We start from the raw sequence: 18015 nt of genomic DNA on the forward strand, positions 1-18015 counted from the left end.
CACACCGGGCGCGACACATCATGCGGCTTGAACTTCTTAGATAGGGGCAGGCGGCGTCTGCCGGTTAAAGACATTGCTTAGCCTAGAGGCACAGAATTCTATCGGCTCGCGGCTATGAACCTTGACCATCGGATATTGAACCAGCACTGGGGGGACTTTCAACTGGTTCTCAACCTGCGAGCGGCACATCACGGCTAAAAGAGCAATCATCTTAAAAACGGTATCACTCGTAAGAGCGAGGGAACCAACCGGGCAACGTCGCCGACTCGGGCCCGACCTGAAAAGCGACGCGAAAACTATACTAGAAAATCGCGTGACTTGCCAAACTAAAATTCATGGTGCGCGCCAGCAAAGAAAGGGCATGGGCGTATTTTAAGCAACCTGGCTTGGTACAATGACCAACCAAGTTTGCCCGCCGCCATGCCCGCTAGCGGTAATCGGGCCGGTCGCGGCACACGACCGGCCCTACACCTTACAGCCTTCTACTGCTTGTGAATGAACAAGCCTTTCGACGATTCGTTCCGGGCCACTGATAAACGGTCTGTGAGGCCGCCTTAGCGGCCTCACAGACCATAGCTCAGCGAGTTAAGGGCACGTGCCGTTGACGGTGTAGCCCGGCCCGGGCCCGGCGATGGCCGCGCCGTGGCCCTGGTTGGCAGGCACGGTCACCGTCCGCGACGCCGTGGTGACGTTGCCGGCGGCGTCTTTCACCCTGAGGACGATGGTGTAGACGCGACCGTTGCCGCCGCCCTGGCGCTCGGCGCGCAGTTGCACAGACTTGCAGTTCCCAGCAATGACTATGTCGTTTACGGTGTTGCCATCGCCACCGCCATTCTCCGGCTCGTCGCTGCTGACGCTCGCAATGACAACGCTGTTGAAGAGGTTGCCGCTACAGTTGTCAGTCGCGCTGGCCAGGAGCTGGCTCATGGTGATGGTTTCATACTGGTGATTGGGTGGCCACAGCTCGATAGTCTGAGTCGTGACCGTAATGGTCGGTGCTTGCGTGTCTTGGACCGTCACGCTGAAGCTGCACGCCGGCCCAGCCTGCGTGGTGCAGGTTACGGTCACCGTGCCGACCGGGAAGAACGAGCCCGAAGCCGGCGAGCAGACGACCGTGCCGCAGCCGCCGCCGTTGACACTCGGCGCGAAGTTGACCACCGCGCCGCACTGGTTCGGGTCGTTGCCAACCGTGATGTTCGCCGGGCAACTGATGGTGCAAGGCACCACCGTCACCGTAAACGAACAGCTGGAATTGGGGCTGTCGGGGCTTGAGTCAGAAGCCACGCAGGTCACAGGGGTTGTTCCCGACGGGAAGCAGAAGCCCGACGGCGGCGTACAGGCGACCGAAGCTGAACCGCAGTTGTCCGAGGCCGTCGGCGGCGTGTAGTTGACCACCTGACAGGCACCGCCCGACACGACGCTGATGTTAGCCGGGCAGGCGCCGATGGTCGGCGCTTGCGTGTCCTTGACCGTCACGCTAAAGCTGCACGCCGGCCCGGTCTGCGTGGTGCAGGTTACGGTCATGGTGCCGACCGGGAAGAATGAACCTGAAGCCGGCGAACACGCGACCGTGCCGCAACCGGCACTGGTGGTCGGCGAGAAGCTGACCACCGCGCCGCATTGGTTCGGGTCGTTGCCAACCGTGATGTTCGCCGGGCAACTGATGGTGCAAGGCACCACCGTCACCGTAAACGAGCAGCTCGAATCCGGGCTGTCGGGGCTTGAGTCAGAGGCCGTGCAGGTCACGGTCGTCGTGCCTGCCGGGAAGCAGAAGCCCGAAGGCGGCGTGCAGGTGACGGTTGCGCTGCCGCAATTGTCGGTCGCCGTCGGCGAAGTGTAAGTGATGACCTCGCAGCCGCCGCTCGACACGGTGCTGATGTTGGCCGGGCACGCGCTGATGGTCGGCGCCTGCGTGTCCCTGACCGTTACGGTGAACGAGCAGCTAGCCGAATTACCCGACGCATCCGTCACCGAGCAATTCACTGTCGTGACGCCCCGCGGGAAGGAAGAGCCGGAGGCCGGAGAACAGGTCGGCGACCCCGCTCCCGGACAGTTATCGCTGACCGTCGGGGCTGCGTAGGTGACCACAGCCGTGCAGACATTCGGGTCGGTGTCGTGAACACTGCTCGCCGGACAAGTGATTGTCGGCGCTTGCGTGTCGTTGACAGTCACCGTGAACGAGCAGCTCCCGGCATTACCCGAAGCATCCGTCACCGAGCACGTCACGGTGCTGACGCCCTTCGGGAAAGCCGTGCCCGAAGCCGGCGTACAAGTCACCGCGCCGACCCCTGAGCAGTTGTCTGTCGCCGTCGGCGTCGCATAGGTGACGACCGCCGTGCAGGCGTTGGCGTCGGTGCTCTGACTGAAGCTGGCCGGGCAAGCGACCTGCGGCGCTTGATTGTCACTCACCGTCACCGTGAAGGTGCAGGTGGCGTCGGGAGAACTGCCGTTTGAGGCCGTGCAGGTCACGGTCGTCACGCCCTTCGAGAAGGCCGAGCCGGAGGCCGGGTTGCACGTTACCGTCGGCGCGGGGCAGCCCGATGCCGTCGGCACCGCGTAAGTCACCTGTGCCGTACATTGTCCGTTGTCGGCGTTCGTCGCAATGTCAGCCGGGCAGGCGCTGATGGCGACCGGCCTGTCAACGGGTGTCACCACGCTGTTGGTATCGACCGGGCTGAAATTGCTGCCGGTCACGTGGGCCTGATTGGTCACCGAGCAGACCCCGCTCGGCAGCGAATTATTAATCATCACCCGGAACATAATGGTGACGCTCTTGCCGGCAGGCAGGGTGCCGATGTTCAAGGAGACGGTTTCGCCGCTCGGCGCCAGTGTGCCGACGCGCAGCGCGCGACTCGCCAAGTAATCGCTCGCCGTGTAACCGTCCGCCGGATTCAGCGCGGCGTGCCTGAGTGATCGCCCCATCAAGAAGCCCTCGGCATTGGACTGCGCAATCGCCGGGCGGCTATTTTCAAAGGCGTAGCTTCGGACAGAGCCGCCCGCTTGAGCCAGTGATCCGCTATCGGTCGGCGACTTGATCACGCTTCCGGATAGAGGAACACTCACTCTGTAGAGGCTCAGCGGCAACCGCCTAACTGACGGGGAAAGGGTCGGCGCCATCAGCGAGCGCAGATTCTTCGGCACGCGCGTCTTGCCTTGCAAGTAGACGCGGCCAAGCTCACGCATGACGACGGTGAGCAAATCAACTCGCCCGTAGGCCGGACTAATATCCAAGGCTTCATAATGTGTGCCTTGAACCGGGACCGCGAATTCGCCGTCTTCCATCGGCGTCGTATCGTAGTACCAACCATGACCGGCTGCCGTCACATCGAGCCTTGCTCCGCTCGTGGTCGGCACGGCGACTTGGCCCTCTGGCAGGTCGCTGATCTCAAACCTCACGGCCTCCAGACGCGCCATGTCTTCAGCGGAAGAGCCCATCTCCCTCCACCTGGTGAGCGCCGCCTGCACGATGAACGCCACTTGAGTCTCCGACAGACGGTCGCCGTTATCAGGCATCTGGTTCATGATCAACGAGCCATCCAGGCTGACGGATTGATCCGTGACGCCCTGACCGGCGGCCGCAACATCCGCGGGCATAGACAGCAGGTTCGGGGCCGTGCAAGAGCCGGTGCTGCCGATGGTTCCTGAGCTGGTAATCGTCCCGGTGTTGCCGCTCTGGTTGAGGTTGAAGGTACTCCCGCCTAGACCATTGTTCAGCAGGTTGAATTCCTTCGTGCCGTCCGCGGCGTCCCCGGAGTTCCTGAGCACATTGTTGCGCAGGTCGAGGCACATATTGGCCGGCCCGGGCGCGAGGGCGACAGTCTCGGCTCTGAACCAGCCCCCGGTTCCGGCGCTGGCGCTATTTTTGATCGTGTTGTTGGTGACAGTGGCGTTGATCGCGGCGTTCGATGGGGTATCCGTACCCGAACGGAGGTGCAACGCGGAATTGGTGTTGCTTGTGCCCGCGCCGACGATGCTCGGATTGTCTTTTACCTCAAGGTTCATCGTCGAACTCTGCTGCGTCTCGACTTCGACGCCGCGCCGATTCGACCTGCCGACCGGTTCGGCCAGCGTGCCGATTGTGTTGTTATTGATGCGCGCGTTCACTACCGCCTGACTGCGCCCGGAGAGCAGGATGCCCTGCCGCCAGACGTTCTTGATGATGTTATTCGAGATGATCACTTTGTGGGTGACGGCGCTCGAATTGTCGGGCGCGATGCGGATACCGACGTAGCCCGGCGCAGCCGAGCTTATGCCGATATTTTGGATCGTGTTGCCATCGATTGTCGCCGGATTACCGACCGAGCCGATGCGCCCGCCCCCCGTGGCGTTGACGTTTATCACGCCGGTGATGAAGCTCGACCTCCCCACCGTGTCGAATGTATTGTTCGAGACGTTGTAATTAAGCACGGCGCTCTGCTGCACGATCATCTCAAGATTATTGACCCCGTTGGCCGCCGCGTTGATGAACTTGGCGTTCGACACAGCGACGTTGACGGTGGCGGTCGAGCCGGCGTCGTCACCGGCGCCAACGATGATGCCGCTGCCGAACAGGTTCGTTAATTTCATGTCGAAGGCATCGGCGGTATTGCTGTCCTGTACGTTGAAGGTGATCTGCGAGTTGCCCTTCGCCGAGATCGAGATAGCGGCCGTGCCGTCCGACTTATTCTGAATCGTCGAGGCGTCGAGCGTCAGGCTGCCGTTGGTGCTGGTGTTATCCATCCGCAGGGCGAAGGTGCTGGTGATCGCCGTGGCGCCGTACTCGATTGTGCTTTTCTCGACGAAGTTCGTCCCGGAGAGGTTGGTCGCCAGGATGCCGCTGGCGCCCACGTTGGCCGCATTGTTTGCGCCGGGCTGGAGTATTCTCATAAATTTCAGCGTCACGCCGCTGGCTCTGGTCAAGGTGACGGCGTGGCCGGTCGTGTTCTGGATGGTGCCGCCGGAATTCGCCGTCGCGCCGTCGCCAGTGACAGTGAAACTGCCGGAGGTGTCGTCCAGGATAAGGCCGTTTACCCCGCCGCTGGCCGACACGCTGGTCAGCGACATCACGAGCGGGATCGTTCCCGCGGACGTGCGGTCTATCTCGACCGCCGGCGCGCCGCTGGCGGTGATGGTTCCGCTCGTCGTCGTGATCGTGCCGCTGTTGGCCACGCCGTTCGTCGCATGCAAGGCGCGCTGGTTATTTTCGGGAGTGATATTGAGCTGGCCAAACGAGACATTGCCCGCGTTATCAATCAGCCGGACGCCTGTGTTGCCAATTGTATCCGCGTCGGGGTTGGTGATGCTGGTGTTTCCGAAATTGACCGACGCGCCCAGAGGCAGGTTCTGCGCCAGGATGCCGATGCCTGTGGCGTTCGTCACGGTCGTCGAAGCGATCATCAGGCTGCCGCCCACCGCGTCTAGCAGCACGCCCTGGTTGACGCTGCCAACTGATTCTACGGCGGCGAACGTCGACCCGGCAGCAATCGTGCCGTTTGCAAGATTGAGAGCCTGCCCCGTCCCGTTCACCGTCACATCTTTAACCGTCAAGGTGCCGAAGCCATTGCCTGAGATGTCGGTTCCCGCGGCAGTCGTATCACCGACGGTGAACCCGTGAAGCTGGTTGTCCTGACCGAGCGTGATCGCCGTCGTCCCTGAGGTGGTGATGACCGGGTCGGTGCCATTCGTCGCCGGCAACAGATTGTTGCCCGACGGCGTCGGCAAGCCGGTTATGGTCAATATCGAATCCGGCGCCCCCTGCCCGATCAGTCGCTGATTGTTGAGCAGTGTCAGCCCGCCCGTATAGTTGCCGCTGAATAAGAATATGTTATCGCCCGCCTGGTCATTGGCCGCGGGGTCGAAGCACCCCACGCCGACCAAACAATTGTAGGGGCTGGCCAAGGTGCCGTTGCCGCCCGCCGCCGCGTTGTCATCAACGAACCAGATCATTCCGCTGACGTTGATGGTGACGGTTGCCGTATCGGTCATGCCGCTGCCGTTGCCGAGCGTGTAAGTAAACGAATCGGTGGCGCCGGTGAAGCCGGCGTTCGGCGTGTAGGTAAAACTGCCGTCGCTGCTCATCGTGACGCTGCCGTTTGCGGTGCTCGCGCTGGCGCTGCCGCCGCCCGGGACCGCCGTCGCGTTGACCTGGGTGACGGCCAGTGTGCCGCCGCCCGGGTTGACATCGTTGGCAATGACGCCTTGCGCGACCGGGACCTGTATGTGGACATTGCCGATGGTTTGGTAGGCGTCGTTGGCGGCAACCGGAGAAGCCACCACCGAGCCGGGGACCAGCGTGGTGTTCGGATCAATCGTGTCAGAGAACATCACGTCCGTAGCCGGGTCAGACCCACTGTTGGTGATCGTCACGGTGTACTTCAGCGTGTCGCCGGGATCTGCTTTTGTATCGCCGTCAACGTCCGTGTCCAACTGGTAACTCTTGGTCGCTGACACGAGTGCCGCTAGTGGCGCGGTCGCCGCGGCTCGCAGCGCCCGGCTTGCCCGCAAATCGGCTAAGCTGCTTCGCATCGGGGCCGCGCCGTTGCGCGCTGTCGCAAAGGCTCCGGCGAGCTGACGCGGCTGCCGGGCTTGATCGGCGCGGAGCAAATCTGAGCGCGACGTGTCGCTCCGGCTCGACACGCCGGGCAGCACCCAAACGAATAAGAGACAGAGGAATCCACATATCAGAAGGCGGTTGAGAGAGGCGAAGTTTTTAGGCATGACGACACTCCTTGTGGGCAAAGTTACGAATAGCCGTTGGGTTGAAGCTGCACGCTTAAAGCCAAGGCATGGAGAAATTGAAGATGAATCATCTACCCGAAAGAGGCCGCACGTCGTGACAGAGCCGCTGCACGAAGGCTACGGAGGAGCCGGGTACGCTGGTCTTTCGGATTCGGCTACAAACTGAAAGAGCGACGCGGTGACTATACTGAAATCGAACCTACAGATGCAAGTGATACTGCTGTTACCGGAAGCCCTTGGCGGAAAGGCCAGAGATGGCCGTGGTTCGCCATGTCGGACAGGACTTCAGCGGCGCGTAGTAAAGTCAGCGGCGCAGCCTGCCCGGCGAGACATCGAGGTCGTTCACCCGCCCTGCTGAAGGGCGGGTGAACGCGTGGAGTCTGCCACTTTATGTACGCGGCGGGAATACCCCTTGCAGCGCAATACAGAAGTAGAACGTCAGGTAGGGCTGCATGTTGTTGTGCGGCTGGTCGCCGCCAGCCGGCGCCAACATCGCATCCGACATGTTCACCTGAGGGCTGCTGGCCGGGGCGAAATCGAGGCTCCTCGCTGGAGCGCGGCCCGCGGGCTGAGTATTGTTGGGGTCTTCATTCGAGGTGCTCAGCGAATGACTGTGAGAGGGGATTTCAGACTCCAGCAGGCTGACGGTTTCCGAGCCGCCCGTTTCCCCCAAATCATGCAGCGACAGGCCAGGCCCCTGGCCCGGATGCATCGGCGCGCGGCCTTGCAGGTCCGGTAGCGCAAAGTTGCTCTTGCCATTGCCGCCGTAGGTCGTGCCGAGCAGCGAAAACAAGGCGGTGTTCTGCGAAAGCGGCAACAACTGGCCGTCGCACCAGGCCCAGCCCTTCGGGGCGAAGTTGAAGGGGAAGATTCTGATTTCAGCAACAAAAGGATCCATTGTATGTTCTCCTTATTTTTTATCTGAGAAACCTCACGTCGGCAATGACCAACGCCTCGCAGCATCACGGCTGTGCCTCATTTCAAGTGGGGCTGGGGAAGAGCCCGAACAGCGAAATGATGAAGTCCACGCACAGGTAAGGCTGGAAGTTCGTGTGTGGCTGACTGCCACCGGTCGCACTTATCGACTGCGGGCTCAGGAGTATGGCGTCAAAAGCCTGCACATACGCGTCTCCCGAAGCCGTGCCGAACATATTGTTTCCCGGGTCTCTGGTCGTGGCGGCGGCTGTTGTGGCGAGGGGGGGGTGAGTGTGTGCGGGGATCTGAGAGACGGTGAGCGTAATCTCTTCAGCCCCCCCGGTCTCGGCCAGGATGAAGCCGTTGCCCTGATGCAGGGGCAGTCGCCCGCGCAGGTCGGGCAGCGCGAAGGTCGATTGCCCATCGCCGCCGTAGGTCGTGCCGATCAGTTGAAATAGCGTCTCGTACTCTGAAATGGGGAGCAACTGCCCTTCGCAGAACATCCACCCGGCAGGGGCGAAATTGCCTGCGAACATTCTGATTTCACCAACATATGGTTGTGCCATCGTTCTCTCCTTAGGTTGCTGATGGGAAGATCCCTTGCAGCGCGATGCAGAAACTCAATGTTAGAAACGGCTGCATATTCAAGTGCGCCTGGCTGCCGCCGGTGTTACCCACCATGGCGGGATTCATCGCCACCACGCCCGCAGGCGCGCCGAATTCATTGCCGCCGGCTTGCGCGATGATGTTACCCGTCCCGTCGTCTACCGTCGCGGCGTTATTCGTCGCCCTGACGATATGGGAGTGAGTCGGGAGCTCACTGATGGACAGGGTGTGCGCCTGCTCGCCGCCGCGCTCGCCCAGCGTGTGGCCGCTGCCAACATGAATGGGCACGCGGCCGCGCAAGTCGGGCAGCGCGAAATTCACCCGCCCGTCGCCGCCGAAGGTCGTCCCCAGCAACGAAAAGAGCCCCTGATTCTGATTAATCGGCAGCAACTGCCCATTGCAAAGCGCCCATCCCTTTGGCGCGAAGACAAACGACATGATGCGTATCTCTGAAAGGAAGGGTTCTGCCATTATTTCTCCTTTTTTTGAGCCACTGCTCCGCGGGGCCGGCCGTAGGCACACTCACGACAGATACTATCTTTCGACCCACTTGGAAGACCGAATGATCCCCTGAGGCCAGCCCAACGCCGAGGAAATGTGTTTACCCAACTACTGTAATGCTACTCGCGGTGGCAGCGATTGTATCCACAAGCAGGTACGAAGTCAACGTCACGACGAAAAAACTTGTATTGAATTCGATGCCGGGCGATCTTAGGCTAAAAGCCCCACACTGCCCCATCACACTCACCTGCCGCTGCGCGGCAAACGATAAGGCGGCGGCCTCTTTGTCGAGACTCCCGCGGGCCGGAAGCTTGCACATGGCCAATCTTATCTATACATTGTCCTCGTTCCTTTGCTTATCCGCAGCACCGGGTTATCTCCTTCGTTCGATTGTTTTACCGCTCAGTATGCCGTGGGCCGAGCTTCAGGGCGGGGCTCGTATAGGGCGCAGCACCGTTTGGTAGGGGTGTGCGCTCTCAGGCTCACAGACAAACCACTCAGGAGAAAAAACCAATGACGACATCACGACGCAGCTTTCTACGCGCAAGCAGTCTCGCAGGCATCGCCACCGCCATCGCGGCAACCTTTCCCAGTCTTGCTTTCGGCAGGCAGAAACGCTATGGCAGGCCGGTTATTGAATCGGTTCCTAAAGCGGTCTACGACAGCCCGCTTTATAACCTCTCGCGGGCAAATTTCTATAGCCATATCGGCACCACTTTCTCCTTTTCAGGGCCGGCGACCGGCAGGGGTAGCCTGAAGCTGGTCGAAGTCGCGGACTTGCGCCCGATGTGGGGTCCAGACCGCCCGGAGGAGAAGGAATGCTTCGCGCTATCATTTGTCGGGCCGCTCCAACGTCCGCTCAAGCAAGGGACCTATTCGCTGATGCACAACCGGCTTGGGCCGTTCGAGCTGTTCATCGTACCAAGTGACCAGGGCGATCCGCGCGGCCTGCGCTACGAAGCCAACATCAATCGCCTCTACCCGTAGTCGCGGCGGCGAGGCACAGGCGGCGCCCCTTAGAGATGAACCAGAGCGCGCCACAAAGGCACCAGGGCACCAGGGGTCACAGGTATTTTTGTGCTCCTTTGTGCCCTATGCCTTTGTGGCCACGGTAAACGCGCCCGCAAACCGTTTCCAGCATGAAGAGCGACTTGCTTCGTGGCCTCCGGCGGCGGCGTCCGCCGCTTCAATCAGTGCGGCGAGGTCGGCGGTCGCGCTTTTGTCAGCGAAGCCCGCGCATGTGACAGTCATCACAGACAGGCCCATTCTCACACTACTATCATGGCGGGCAATGCCTCGACGTTTATGGCAAGGGTGTGATAAAAAGCGTTCAGCATCTGAAAGGGACCTCGGGAATGAGTCGCAACGCTGTCGCATTCGCAAAGCCAGGGGGTTATAGAGTCGCCGCATTCTTCCTCCTGCTATGTCTGCTCTGCTCTGCTCTGCCCCAGCTCGGCGGCGTATCCGCGGCCTCTCGCGACAAGAAGTGGCGCAAGGACTTGAAAGTATTGAAGAAGAGCTTGCCTGGCACGCACCCGGACCTTTTCTTTAAGGTGACAGCCGACGAGTTCAACCGGGCGATTGATGACCTGGATAGCGCGATACCGTCCTTGCAAGACCACGAGATCATCGTCCGTATGACGCGCATCGTGGCGATGGTCGGAGACAGTCACACACGGCTAGACTGGGAGCAGACGGCCACCGGCTTCCGCACCTTCCCGCTGCGGCTCTGGTGGTTCAGCGACGGCCTCTATGTCATCGCGACGACGGCGGACTACCGGCGAGCCCTGGGGACAAAGCTCGTGCGGGTCGGTGATTCCGATATTGAACAGGCGTTTGCCGCGGTCAGCTCCTTGATCCCTCATGAAAATGAGCAGTGGCTGAAGGCGAGAAGTCCGGACTACCTGGTGGTGCCGGAGATTCTTAACGCGCTGAATATCTTGCCGGACATGGAGAGAGGCCGCTTCGTCTTTGAAGAGGCCGGCGGGGCTCAGTTCGCGGTTGATCTTTCGCCGCTGACGAGAGGCACGCCCGCCGCCTGGCTGCAATGGCCTGACCCGTCCGTGGTGCCGACTCCGTGGTATCGGAAAAAGCCTGATGATTACTACTGGTTCGACTATCTGGCAGACTCGCAGGCTTGCTATCTGAAGTACAATCAGTGCGCCGAAATGAATGCGCTGCCCGTCGAGGTATTCGCCCAACAACTGACTTCGTTCGTCAATTCGCACCCGGTCGCGCGGTTTATCATTGACATGCGAGACAACACGGGCGGCAGCACGGAGATACTATTCCGCATCGTCGCGGTGTTAAAGGATCGGCCCGATTTGACCCGGCGAGGTCACTTCTTTGTGATCGTCGGGCGCAGGACATTTTCTTCGGCGGTGCTCAATGCAATCACCATAAAGGGAAGCTCGGAGGCGCTCTTCTTCGGCGAGCCGACGGGTGGCAAGCCGAACAGTTATGGCGAGGTCCAAACCATCAGCTTGCCGCGATCCGGCCTCGCAGCGACTTGTTCTACCAGACTCTTCAAAGTCGTAGACGGTGATCCGCCTTCTTTCACCCCAGACATCACCGCGCAGATTTCGTCTACTGATTATCTTGCCGGGCGAGACACGGTGCTGGAGGAGATTCTGAATTACGGGAATCAATCCGTTATCGCCGCTGCGATCAGGCGATGAGATTTGATCTCGGTGGTTCAGCTTCGCTACGCCTGCTTGTCAGCCTGCCATTCCAATAGCAACAGGTAGCCTTCCGTCTTAATGACAGTGAAGCCCAGGCGCTCGAACAAGCGCAAGGACGGGTTGTAACTCTCAACAAAGATGCGCGCCGGCTTGCCCGAGGCGGCGGCCTGGTTGAGCAGCCGCTCGATCTGCGGCGTGCCGATCCCGCGGTTGCGGTACTCGGGAAGGATAGTGATGTCTAAGAAGTGCAGCTCATCTTTGAGATCAGCCCAGTAGACGCGCCCTACGGGAAGGCCATCGAGCAGGATGATCTGATGGACGCCCGTCGGGTAATGCGTGCGGTAATGCGTCTGCTGGGCGGCGAACTGCATGCGGATGAAGGCATCGCGCTGCGCCGCGTCCCAGCCCGTCAGGTCGAGTTCCTGCTGGCGCAGGCTGCCATACAGGCCCGCCAGAAATTCGTCGTCTTCCGGCGTCGCCTCGCGCAACGCGACTTGCGGCGTGTCGCTGGTCATTCGATTCACCGTTCGCGGTTCACAGGCCGACGCGGTTGAACAGAGCTTCGTATTGCAGGCCCTGCGGGTCGCGCCCCACCGGCACCAGAAAGATGCCGAAGGTGCCGAGCTGCGGATGCTCAAGTTGATAAACGCCCTGCGCCATGGGTGCGTTGAGTGGCGCGAGGAAGATCACCGAGAATTGATCTTGCCCCGGCGCGCTCGGCAGCTCGGTGACGCTGACCAGTTCCAGTTCCAGCGGCTCGGCATTCGCCGGGCGCATGAGAAACTTGCTGTTGAGCTGTTCGAGGAACGCTTCGCGTGTCAGGTCTTCAGTCATCTTCATGATCATTCCCTCGTTCTGGCGGGCCGCCATTCCATCTTAAAATGGCTGCCGATGTCGCCGGTGATAATAAAACCGAGCCGTTCATAAAGCCGCGCCGCACGGTTGTCGCGGGTGACGTGCAAGCGCAGCGGCAGGCCGGCGCGCTCGGCTTCCTCTTGCAACTCGCCGATCAGCGCCGCGCCGATTCCCCGCCCTCTTTGTTCTGGCAGCAAAGCAATATCAGCGAGGCGGATTTCGTCTGCCGTGCGGGCGACGAGCAAACGGCCTATCGGCCTGTCGTCGTGCAAAATGATCTGGTGGTCGCTGACCTCGCGCTCGGCGGCGTAACGCTGCTCAAGGGCACGATACTGCATGCGCAGAAACATGTCCTGCTGCGCCGCCGGCCAGCCCCACGCCGCCATCTCCTCGGCGCGCGTGCTGGCATAGAGCGCAAATAAGAAGTCTTCGTCTTCGACACGCGCCGGTCGCAATCTAACGCCGACGATTGCCCTCTGTGTGTTGCTCATCGCCGCAATCCCTGAAAAGCCGCCCAAGGCAAGCGATGAGTCTACTGATTCACGCGACCCCAGGCAAGCCCGCAACACCAAGATAATGATGAATGAATTGACACGCGCTGTTTGCGATAGTATGTTAGTACTTACTTACTTAACAAAGGCGGGAGAAGAGATGACATCAGCGACTTCGGAACGTACCCCGGCAGGACGGATGTCTGCCGAAGAGCGGCGCAATCAGATTGTCCAGATTGCCGCCGAGCTGTTCTCGCAGAAAGGCTTTCGCGGCACGACGACCAAAGAGGTTGCCGAGCGCGCAGGCATCAGCGAAGCCATCATCTTTCGCCACTTCGCCACCAAAGACGACCTCTACGCCGCCATCCTCGGCTTCAAGATACAGCAGGCGGGCGAGCGCTTGACCACGCAGCTCACCGAAGCCGCCAGCCGTAAAGATGACCGCGCCTTTTTTGGCTCGCTGGCCTTCGAGATGCTCGAATTCCATTGCAAAGACGAATCCTTCATCCGGCTGTTGTTGTACAGCGCGCTCGAAGGCCACGACCTGTCGGCCTTTGTCTTCCACTCGGCGGCGCGCGATTTCAAAGAACGGATTCACCGCTACATTCAACAGCGTATTGCCGACGGCGCTTTTCGGCAGATCAATCCGGCGGTGGCCGCGCGCGCCTTCGTCGGCATGGTGATACACCAAGCGGAGATGCGCACGATCTTTAAAGGCACGGACGACATCAAGCTGTCGAATAAACAGTGCGCCGACCGCTTCGTGGAAATCTTTCTTGGCGGCATGCTTCAGCCATCGCCCCGCTGATGGTCGCCGCTTCGCTCACAACGGCTGGAATCCTAACAAGGTGAATAGATCATGAACCCGGCAAGCATGAAGAAAACATTTATCACGCTCGCGCTCGTCTCGACTCTGGCCTTTGCCGCCTGCGGCAAGAAGGCGGTCGAGAGCGCCGAAGCGCAAAGCAACAGCAACCGCGCGCCCGAGCGCGTCGAGGTCGCGGTTGCGCCGGTCGTCGAGCGCACGGCGGCGCGCGGCATCGAAGTCGTCGGCTCGCTTTCAGCCGAAGACGAGGTCACGGTGTCGAGCCAGGCGTCTGGTAATCTGGACAACATAACCGTAGATGTCGGCTCAGCGGTGCAGCGCGGCCAGAGCATCGGGCGCATTGACCCGCGAGAATTGAATCTTAAAGTCGAGCAGGCCGAAGCGGCGTTGCGCCAGGCGGAAGCGCGGCTCGGACTCGCTCCGGGTCAGCGGCTTGACCCGGAGCGCACGCCTGACGTGCGGCAGGCGAAAGCCGGGCTTGAGCGGGCGCGCTACGATCTGAACGCCGCCCGCAATCTGGTGGACAACGGCGACATCTCGAAACAGCAAGTCGACGTTTATCAAAAGACCTTCGAGCAAGCCGAGGCGCGTCATCAGGCGGCGCTCGAAAACGTTCGCAACCTCGCGGCGCAGATCGAAGAGAAGCGCGCGGCGCTGGCGCTTGCGAAAAAACAGCTCGGCGACACGGCGATCATTTCGCCCATCAGCGGCGTCGTCAAAGAAAAGCTCGCCTCGCGCGGCGAGTATATGCAGCCGGGCAAAGCGATCATCACTATCGTGCAGATCAACCCGCTGCGCCTGAAGCTCGAAGTGCCCGAAGCTTTTGCCGCCAACATCAAATCCGGGCAAGAGGTGTCATTAAAAGTGGACACCTTCGGCGACCGGCAGTTCCGCGGAACGATTCGCCGCATCAATCCTTCGGTTGACGAAAAGAACCGCTCGCTGATCGCCGAGGCCGAAGTCCGCAACGACGGCGCGCTGCTCAGGCCGGGCATGTTCGCGCGCGCCGAGATTGTCTCGAACCGCCAGGGCACGGCGCTGATGGTTCCCGAAAAGGCGGTTGTATCGCTCGCCGGCATCAACAAAGTCTTCGTGCTGGACGGCGATCATGCCGCCGAGCGACAGGTGAAACTCGGCGCGCGCGACGGCTCGCTGGTTGAAATCATCGAAGGCGTTAAGCTCGGCGACCGCGTCGTTACAACCAACGCTGACCGTCTGCACGACGGCGCTATGGTTTCGGCATCCTGAGGTTCTCATGCAAAAGCTCGCAGAGATATGTATCAAGCGGCCTGTGTTTGCGACCATGATCGGCGTCGCTTTGATCGTCATCGGTCTGTTCGCTTACCTGAAGCTCGGCGTTGATCTCTTCCCGAAGGTCGAGTTCCCGACGGTCACGATAACCACCGTGCTGCCGGGCGCATCGCCCGAAGAGGTCGAGACGCAAATCACCAAGCGCGTCGAAGAAGCGGTGAACACCATCGAAGGCATTGACGAATTGCGCTCGGTCTCTGCCGAAGGCGTGTCGCAGGTCTTCATCACTTTCGTCTTGGAGCGCCCGGCAGACAGCGCCGCCTCGGATGTGCGCGACCGCGTCAACCGCATCCTCCGCGACCTGCCCGAAGACGTCGAGCCGCCGGTGATTGAAAAGCTAGACGTGGACGCCGCGCCGATCCTTTCCATCGCGGTGTCGGGCAAACGCAGCTTGCGCGAGATTACAGAGGTCGTTGATAAGCGCGTCAAGCAGAACATCGAATCTATGGGAGGCGTCGGTCAGGTGCGCTTCATCGGCGACCGCAAGCGCGAAGTGCAGGTCTACCTCGACCCCGACAAGCTGCGCGCCTACAACCTGAGCGTTGATCAGGTAAGGCAAGGGCTGGCCTCTCAGAACGTCGAGATTCCCGGTGGGCGCATCGATCAGGGCGCGAAGGAATTGACGCTGCGCACACTGGGTCGCATCGAACGCGTCGAAGATTTCAATAGCCTGATTATCGCCAATGTCGGCGCCGCGCCGATTCGCGTTCGCGAGATTGGTTATGTCGAAGACGGCGTCGAAGAGCCGCGCACCGTCGCCCGCCTGGACGGCGAACAGGCCGTTGTACTTGAAGTCCGTAAGCAATCGGGCACCAATACAGTCGAGGTCGTTGACGCCGTCAAGCAGCGTTTGCAAGAGATCAAAAAAGAATTGCCGGCGGATTTCCGCATCCAGATCGTTCGCGACCAATCGGTCTTCATCAAGGGCTCGTTCGAGGCGATTCAAGAACACTTAATTCTGGGGGCGCTGTTTGCCGCGCTGGTCGTGTTGGTCTTTATCCGCGATTTCCGCGCGACGCTGATTTCGAGCGTCGCCATCCCGACTTCGATCATCGCAACCTATGCGTTAATGCTCTATCTCAACCTGACGCTCAACAACATCACGATGCTGGCGCTCGTCTTGTGCGTCGGCATCGTCATTGATGACGCCATCGTCGTTCTGGAAAACATCTTCCACTTCATCGAAGAAGAAGGAATGCCGCCGATGCAAGCGGCCATCGCCGGCACCAAAGACGTGGGGTTGGCGGTCATGGCGACGACCTTTTCGCTGGTGATTATCTTCCTGCCGCTGGCCTTTATGACCGGCATTGTGGGCCGGTTCATGAGCGGCTTCGGCTGGACGTGCGCCTTTGCGATCATGGTGTCGCTGTTCGTCAGCTTCACGCTGACGCCGATGCTGGCTTCACGTTTCATCAAGCGCAAGCCCGGCGGTCACAAGACGAAAGAGTCTCGCCTCTACCGCTACATTGATGGCCCTTACTCAGCGATGCTCCGCTGGTCAATGGCGCACCGCAAGACGGTGATGCTCGGCGCGCTCATCGTCATGCTTTCGACCGGCTGGCTCTTCAAGCACATCGGCGTGGACTTTCTGCCGCAGGACGATCAGTCGCAGATGGAAGTGACGCTGAGACTGCCCGAAGGCACATCGCTGGAAGCAACCGACGCGATGGTGCGCGAGATCACCGACAAGATGCGCGGCGATTTGCCGCAAGGGCTCATCGATCACGTGTTGACCACAGTCGGCGGCGACCAGCAACAGCGCGTCAACCGCGCCTCGATCTTCTTCGAGTTCATCCCGATGGATAAGCGCAAGGTCACGCAAGCGCAACTGATCGAAGCAGCGCGCGGCTGGTTCGCCGGGCAAGGCAAGTACAAAGATTATCACCCGGCGGTGATGCCGCCGGCGGCGTTTTCCGGCGGCGGCAATCAGAACGTCGAGATCGTCTACGTCATTCGCGGCCCGGAGATCGCTAAGCTGAAAGAGTACTCGGCGCGCGTGACAGACTTGCTGCGCCGGACGCCGGGCGCGGTTGACGTCGACACCTCGCTCGAAGAAGGCAAGCCCGAAGTGCGCGTCAACATCAACCGCGACAAGGCGAGCGACCTCGGTGTATCGGTCGGCTCGATTGCTACGGCGTTGCGCACGATGGTCGGCGGCCAGGTGATTTCGTCATACCGCTCGGGCGATGACAGGTATGACGTGCGCCTGCGCGTCGACAAGACCTACCGCGACAGCCCCGAAGCGATTGCCAAGCTCTTCGTGCCTTCGATCAAGGCCGGCAATGTTCGGCTCGATAGCGTGGTCGCTCTCGACACAGGCATCGGCCCGGCGCAGATTGATCGCTACAACCGCCAGCGCCAGGCGATCATTACCTGCAACGTGGCGCGCGGCCATGCGTCGTCGGAAATCATCAACGCGCTGACCACGCAACTGCCGAGCATCGGCCTGGAAGCCGGGTACGACGCCGGCTTCAGCGGGCGCTCACGCGAGATGGGCCGCGCGATGGGCGCGTTTCTGCTGGCTTTCCTGCTGTCGCTGACGCTGATGTACATGATTCTGGCGGCGCAGTTCGAGAGCTTCATCCACCCGGTGACGATCCTTTTGAGCCTGCCGCTGTCTGTGCCGTTCGCCATCTTCTCGCTGATGGTCACGGGGCAGAATTTCTCGATCATCTATTCGTCCATCGGCGTGCTGATGTTGTTCGGCATCGTCAAGAAGAATTCGATCTTGCAGATCGATCACGCCAATAATCTGCGCCGGCTCAAAGGCATGCCGCGTTACGAAGCGATCATCAAAGCCTGCCGCGACCGCATGCGCCCCATCCTGATGACGACGTTTGCGCTCTGTGCAGGGATGACGCCGATGGCCTTTGGCACGGGGCCGGGCGCGATGTCGCGCCGCTCGGTGGCGATTATGATCATCGGCGGGCAGTTGCTCTGTCTGTTATTGACATTACTGGTGACGCCTGTGGCCTATTCACTGTTTGACGACGCGGCGACTTCACCGCGCTGGGCGCGCTTCGGCCGCGTCGTGAGCTGGCCATTTGCCTGGGCGCGCCGCAAAGCGGCGTCGGTGACGTCTTCGTTTCTCGGCCTGTTCAGGTAAGCACTC

Annotated in this window: 12 protein-coding genes; 5 read left to right on the forward strand and 7 right to left on the reverse strand. The window is 60.7% G+C overall.

Going from position 1 to position 18015, the window contains the following annotated elements:
* Nucleotides 1–585: 585 nt before the first annotated feature.
* The 4 genes from VJ464_18520 to VJ464_18535 form a co-directional block, all read right to left on the reverse strand.
* Nucleotides 586–6696, reverse strand: coding sequence for an HYR domain-containing protein (locus VJ464_18520; GenBank protein ID HKQ07129.1), 6111 nt, complete (start codon nt 6694–6696; stop codon nt 586–588).
* Between the two features lie 409 nt (nt 6697–7105).
* The gene (locus VJ464_18525; GenBank protein ID HKQ07130.1) at nt 7106–7615 is read right to left on the reverse strand and encodes a tail fiber protein; all 510 of its coding nucleotides are present in this window, start codon (nt 7613–7615) and stop codon (nt 7106–7108) included.
* 82 nt (nt 7616–7697) lie between these two features.
* Nucleotides 7698–8198, reverse strand: a complete 501-nt coding sequence (locus tag VJ464_18530) for a tail fiber protein (protein HKQ07131.1) — start codon at nt 8196–8198, stop codon at nt 7698–7700.
* 10 nt (nt 8199–8208) lie between these two features.
* A complete protein-coding gene (locus tag VJ464_18535) occupies nt 8209–8709 on the reverse strand; it encodes a tail fiber protein (GenBank protein HKQ07132.1) in 501 nt (166 codons plus the stop codon).
* A 543-nt stretch (nt 8710–9252) separates the two neighbouring features.
* Here VJ464_18535 and VJ464_18540 point away from each other — a divergent pair.
* Nucleotides 9253–9726, forward strand: coding sequence for a twin-arginine translocation signal domain-containing protein (locus tag VJ464_18540; protein HKQ07133.1), 474 nt, complete (start codon nt 9253–9255; stop codon nt 9724–9726).
* Nucleotides 9727–10247: 521 nt separating this feature from the next.
* Nucleotides 10248–11417, forward strand: coding sequence for a hypothetical protein (locus tag VJ464_18545; GenBank protein ID HKQ07134.1), 1170 nt, complete (start codon nt 10248–10250; stop codon nt 11415–11417).
* Nucleotides 11418–11443: 26 nt separating this feature from the next.
* Here the strand turns inward: VJ464_18545 and VJ464_18550 are convergent, their stop codons facing one another.
* From VJ464_18550 to VJ464_18560, 3 genes are read right to left on the reverse strand one after another with little or no spacing between them, the layout of a single operon-like run.
* Nucleotides 11444–11935, reverse strand: coding sequence for a GNAT family N-acetyltransferase (locus VJ464_18550; protein HKQ07135.1), 492 nt, complete (start codon nt 11933–11935; stop codon nt 11444–11446).
* Between the two features lie 19 nt (nt 11936–11954).
* Nucleotides 11955–12260 (reverse strand): hypothetical protein, encoded by a 306-nt coding sequence (locus VJ464_18555; GenBank protein ID HKQ07136.1) that lies wholly within the window; start codon nt 12258–12260, stop codon nt 11955–11957.
* Between the two features lie 2 nt (nt 12261–12262).
* Complete coding sequence (locus VJ464_18560) at nt 12263–12766, reverse strand: GNAT family N-acetyltransferase (GenBank protein HKQ07137.1); 504 nt, start codon at nt 12764–12766, stop codon at nt 12263–12265.
* Nucleotides 12767–12926: 160 nt separating this feature from the next.
* Here VJ464_18560 and VJ464_18565 point away from each other — a divergent pair, with 160 nt between their 5' ends.
* From VJ464_18565 to VJ464_18575, 3 genes are all read left to right on the forward strand, one after another.
* Nucleotides 12927–13574: a TetR/AcrR family transcriptional regulator gene (locus VJ464_18565; GenBank protein HKQ07138.1), complete on the forward strand. Its 648-nt coding sequence runs from the start codon at nt 12927–12929 to the stop codon at nt 13572–13574.
* A 66-nt stretch (nt 13575–13640) separates the two neighbouring features.
* Nucleotides 13641–14840: an efflux RND transporter periplasmic adaptor subunit gene (locus VJ464_18570; protein ID HKQ07139.1), complete on the forward strand. Its 1200-nt coding sequence runs from the start codon at nt 13641–13643 to the stop codon at nt 14838–14840.
* Between the two features lie 7 nt (nt 14841–14847).
* On the forward strand, nt 14848–18009 hold the full coding sequence (locus tag VJ464_18575; protein HKQ07140.1) for an efflux RND transporter permease subunit: 3162 nt from the start codon (nt 14848–14850) through the stop codon (nt 18007–18009).
* Nucleotides 18010–18015 lie beyond the last annotated feature (6 nt).

The sequence above is a fragment of the Blastocatellia bacterium genome (genome assembly GCA_035275065.1).
Classification (GTDB): domain Bacteria; phylum Acidobacteriota; class Blastocatellia; order UBA7656; family UBA7656; genus DATENM01.

Coding starts and splice junctions, on each gene's coding strand:
- VJ464_18565 (HKQ07138.1), top strand. CDS start 12,927: ATGACATCAGCGACTTCGGAACGTACCCCGGCAGGACGGATGTCTGCC.
- VJ464_18530 (HKQ07131.1), bottom strand. CDS start 8,198: ATGGCACAACCATATGTTGGTGAAATCAGAATGTTCGCAGGCAATTTC.
- VJ464_18540 (HKQ07133.1), top strand. CDS start 9,253: ATGACGACATCACGACGCAGCTTTCTACGCGCAAGCAGTCTCGCAGGC.
- VJ464_18550 (HKQ07135.1), bottom strand. CDS start 11,935: ATGACCAGCGACACGCCGCAAGTCGCGTTGCGCGAGGCGACGCCGGAA.
- VJ464_18575 (HKQ07140.1), top strand. CDS start 14,848: ATGCAAAAGCTCGCAGAGATATGTATCAAGCGGCCTGTGTTTGCGACC.
- VJ464_18560 (HKQ07137.1), bottom strand. CDS start 12,766: ATGAGCAACACACAGAGGGCAATCGTCGGCGTTAGATTGCGACCGGCG.
- VJ464_18520 (HKQ07129.1), bottom strand. CDS start 6,696: ATGCCTAAAAACTTCGCCTCTCTCAACCGCCTTCTGATATGTGGATTC.
- VJ464_18525 (HKQ07130.1), bottom strand. CDS start 7,615: ATGGATCCTTTTGTTGCTGAAATCAGAATCTTCCCCTTCAACTTCGCC.
- VJ464_18535 (HKQ07132.1), bottom strand. CDS start 8,709: ATGGCAGAACCCTTCCTTTCAGAGATACGCATCATGTCGTTTGTCTTC.
- VJ464_18570 (HKQ07139.1), top strand. CDS start 13,641: ATGAAGAAAACATTTATCACGCTCGCGCTCGTCTCGACTCTGGCCTTT.
- VJ464_18555 (HKQ07136.1), bottom strand. CDS start 12,260: ATGAAGATGACTGAAGACCTGACACGCGAAGCGTTCCTCGAACAGCTC.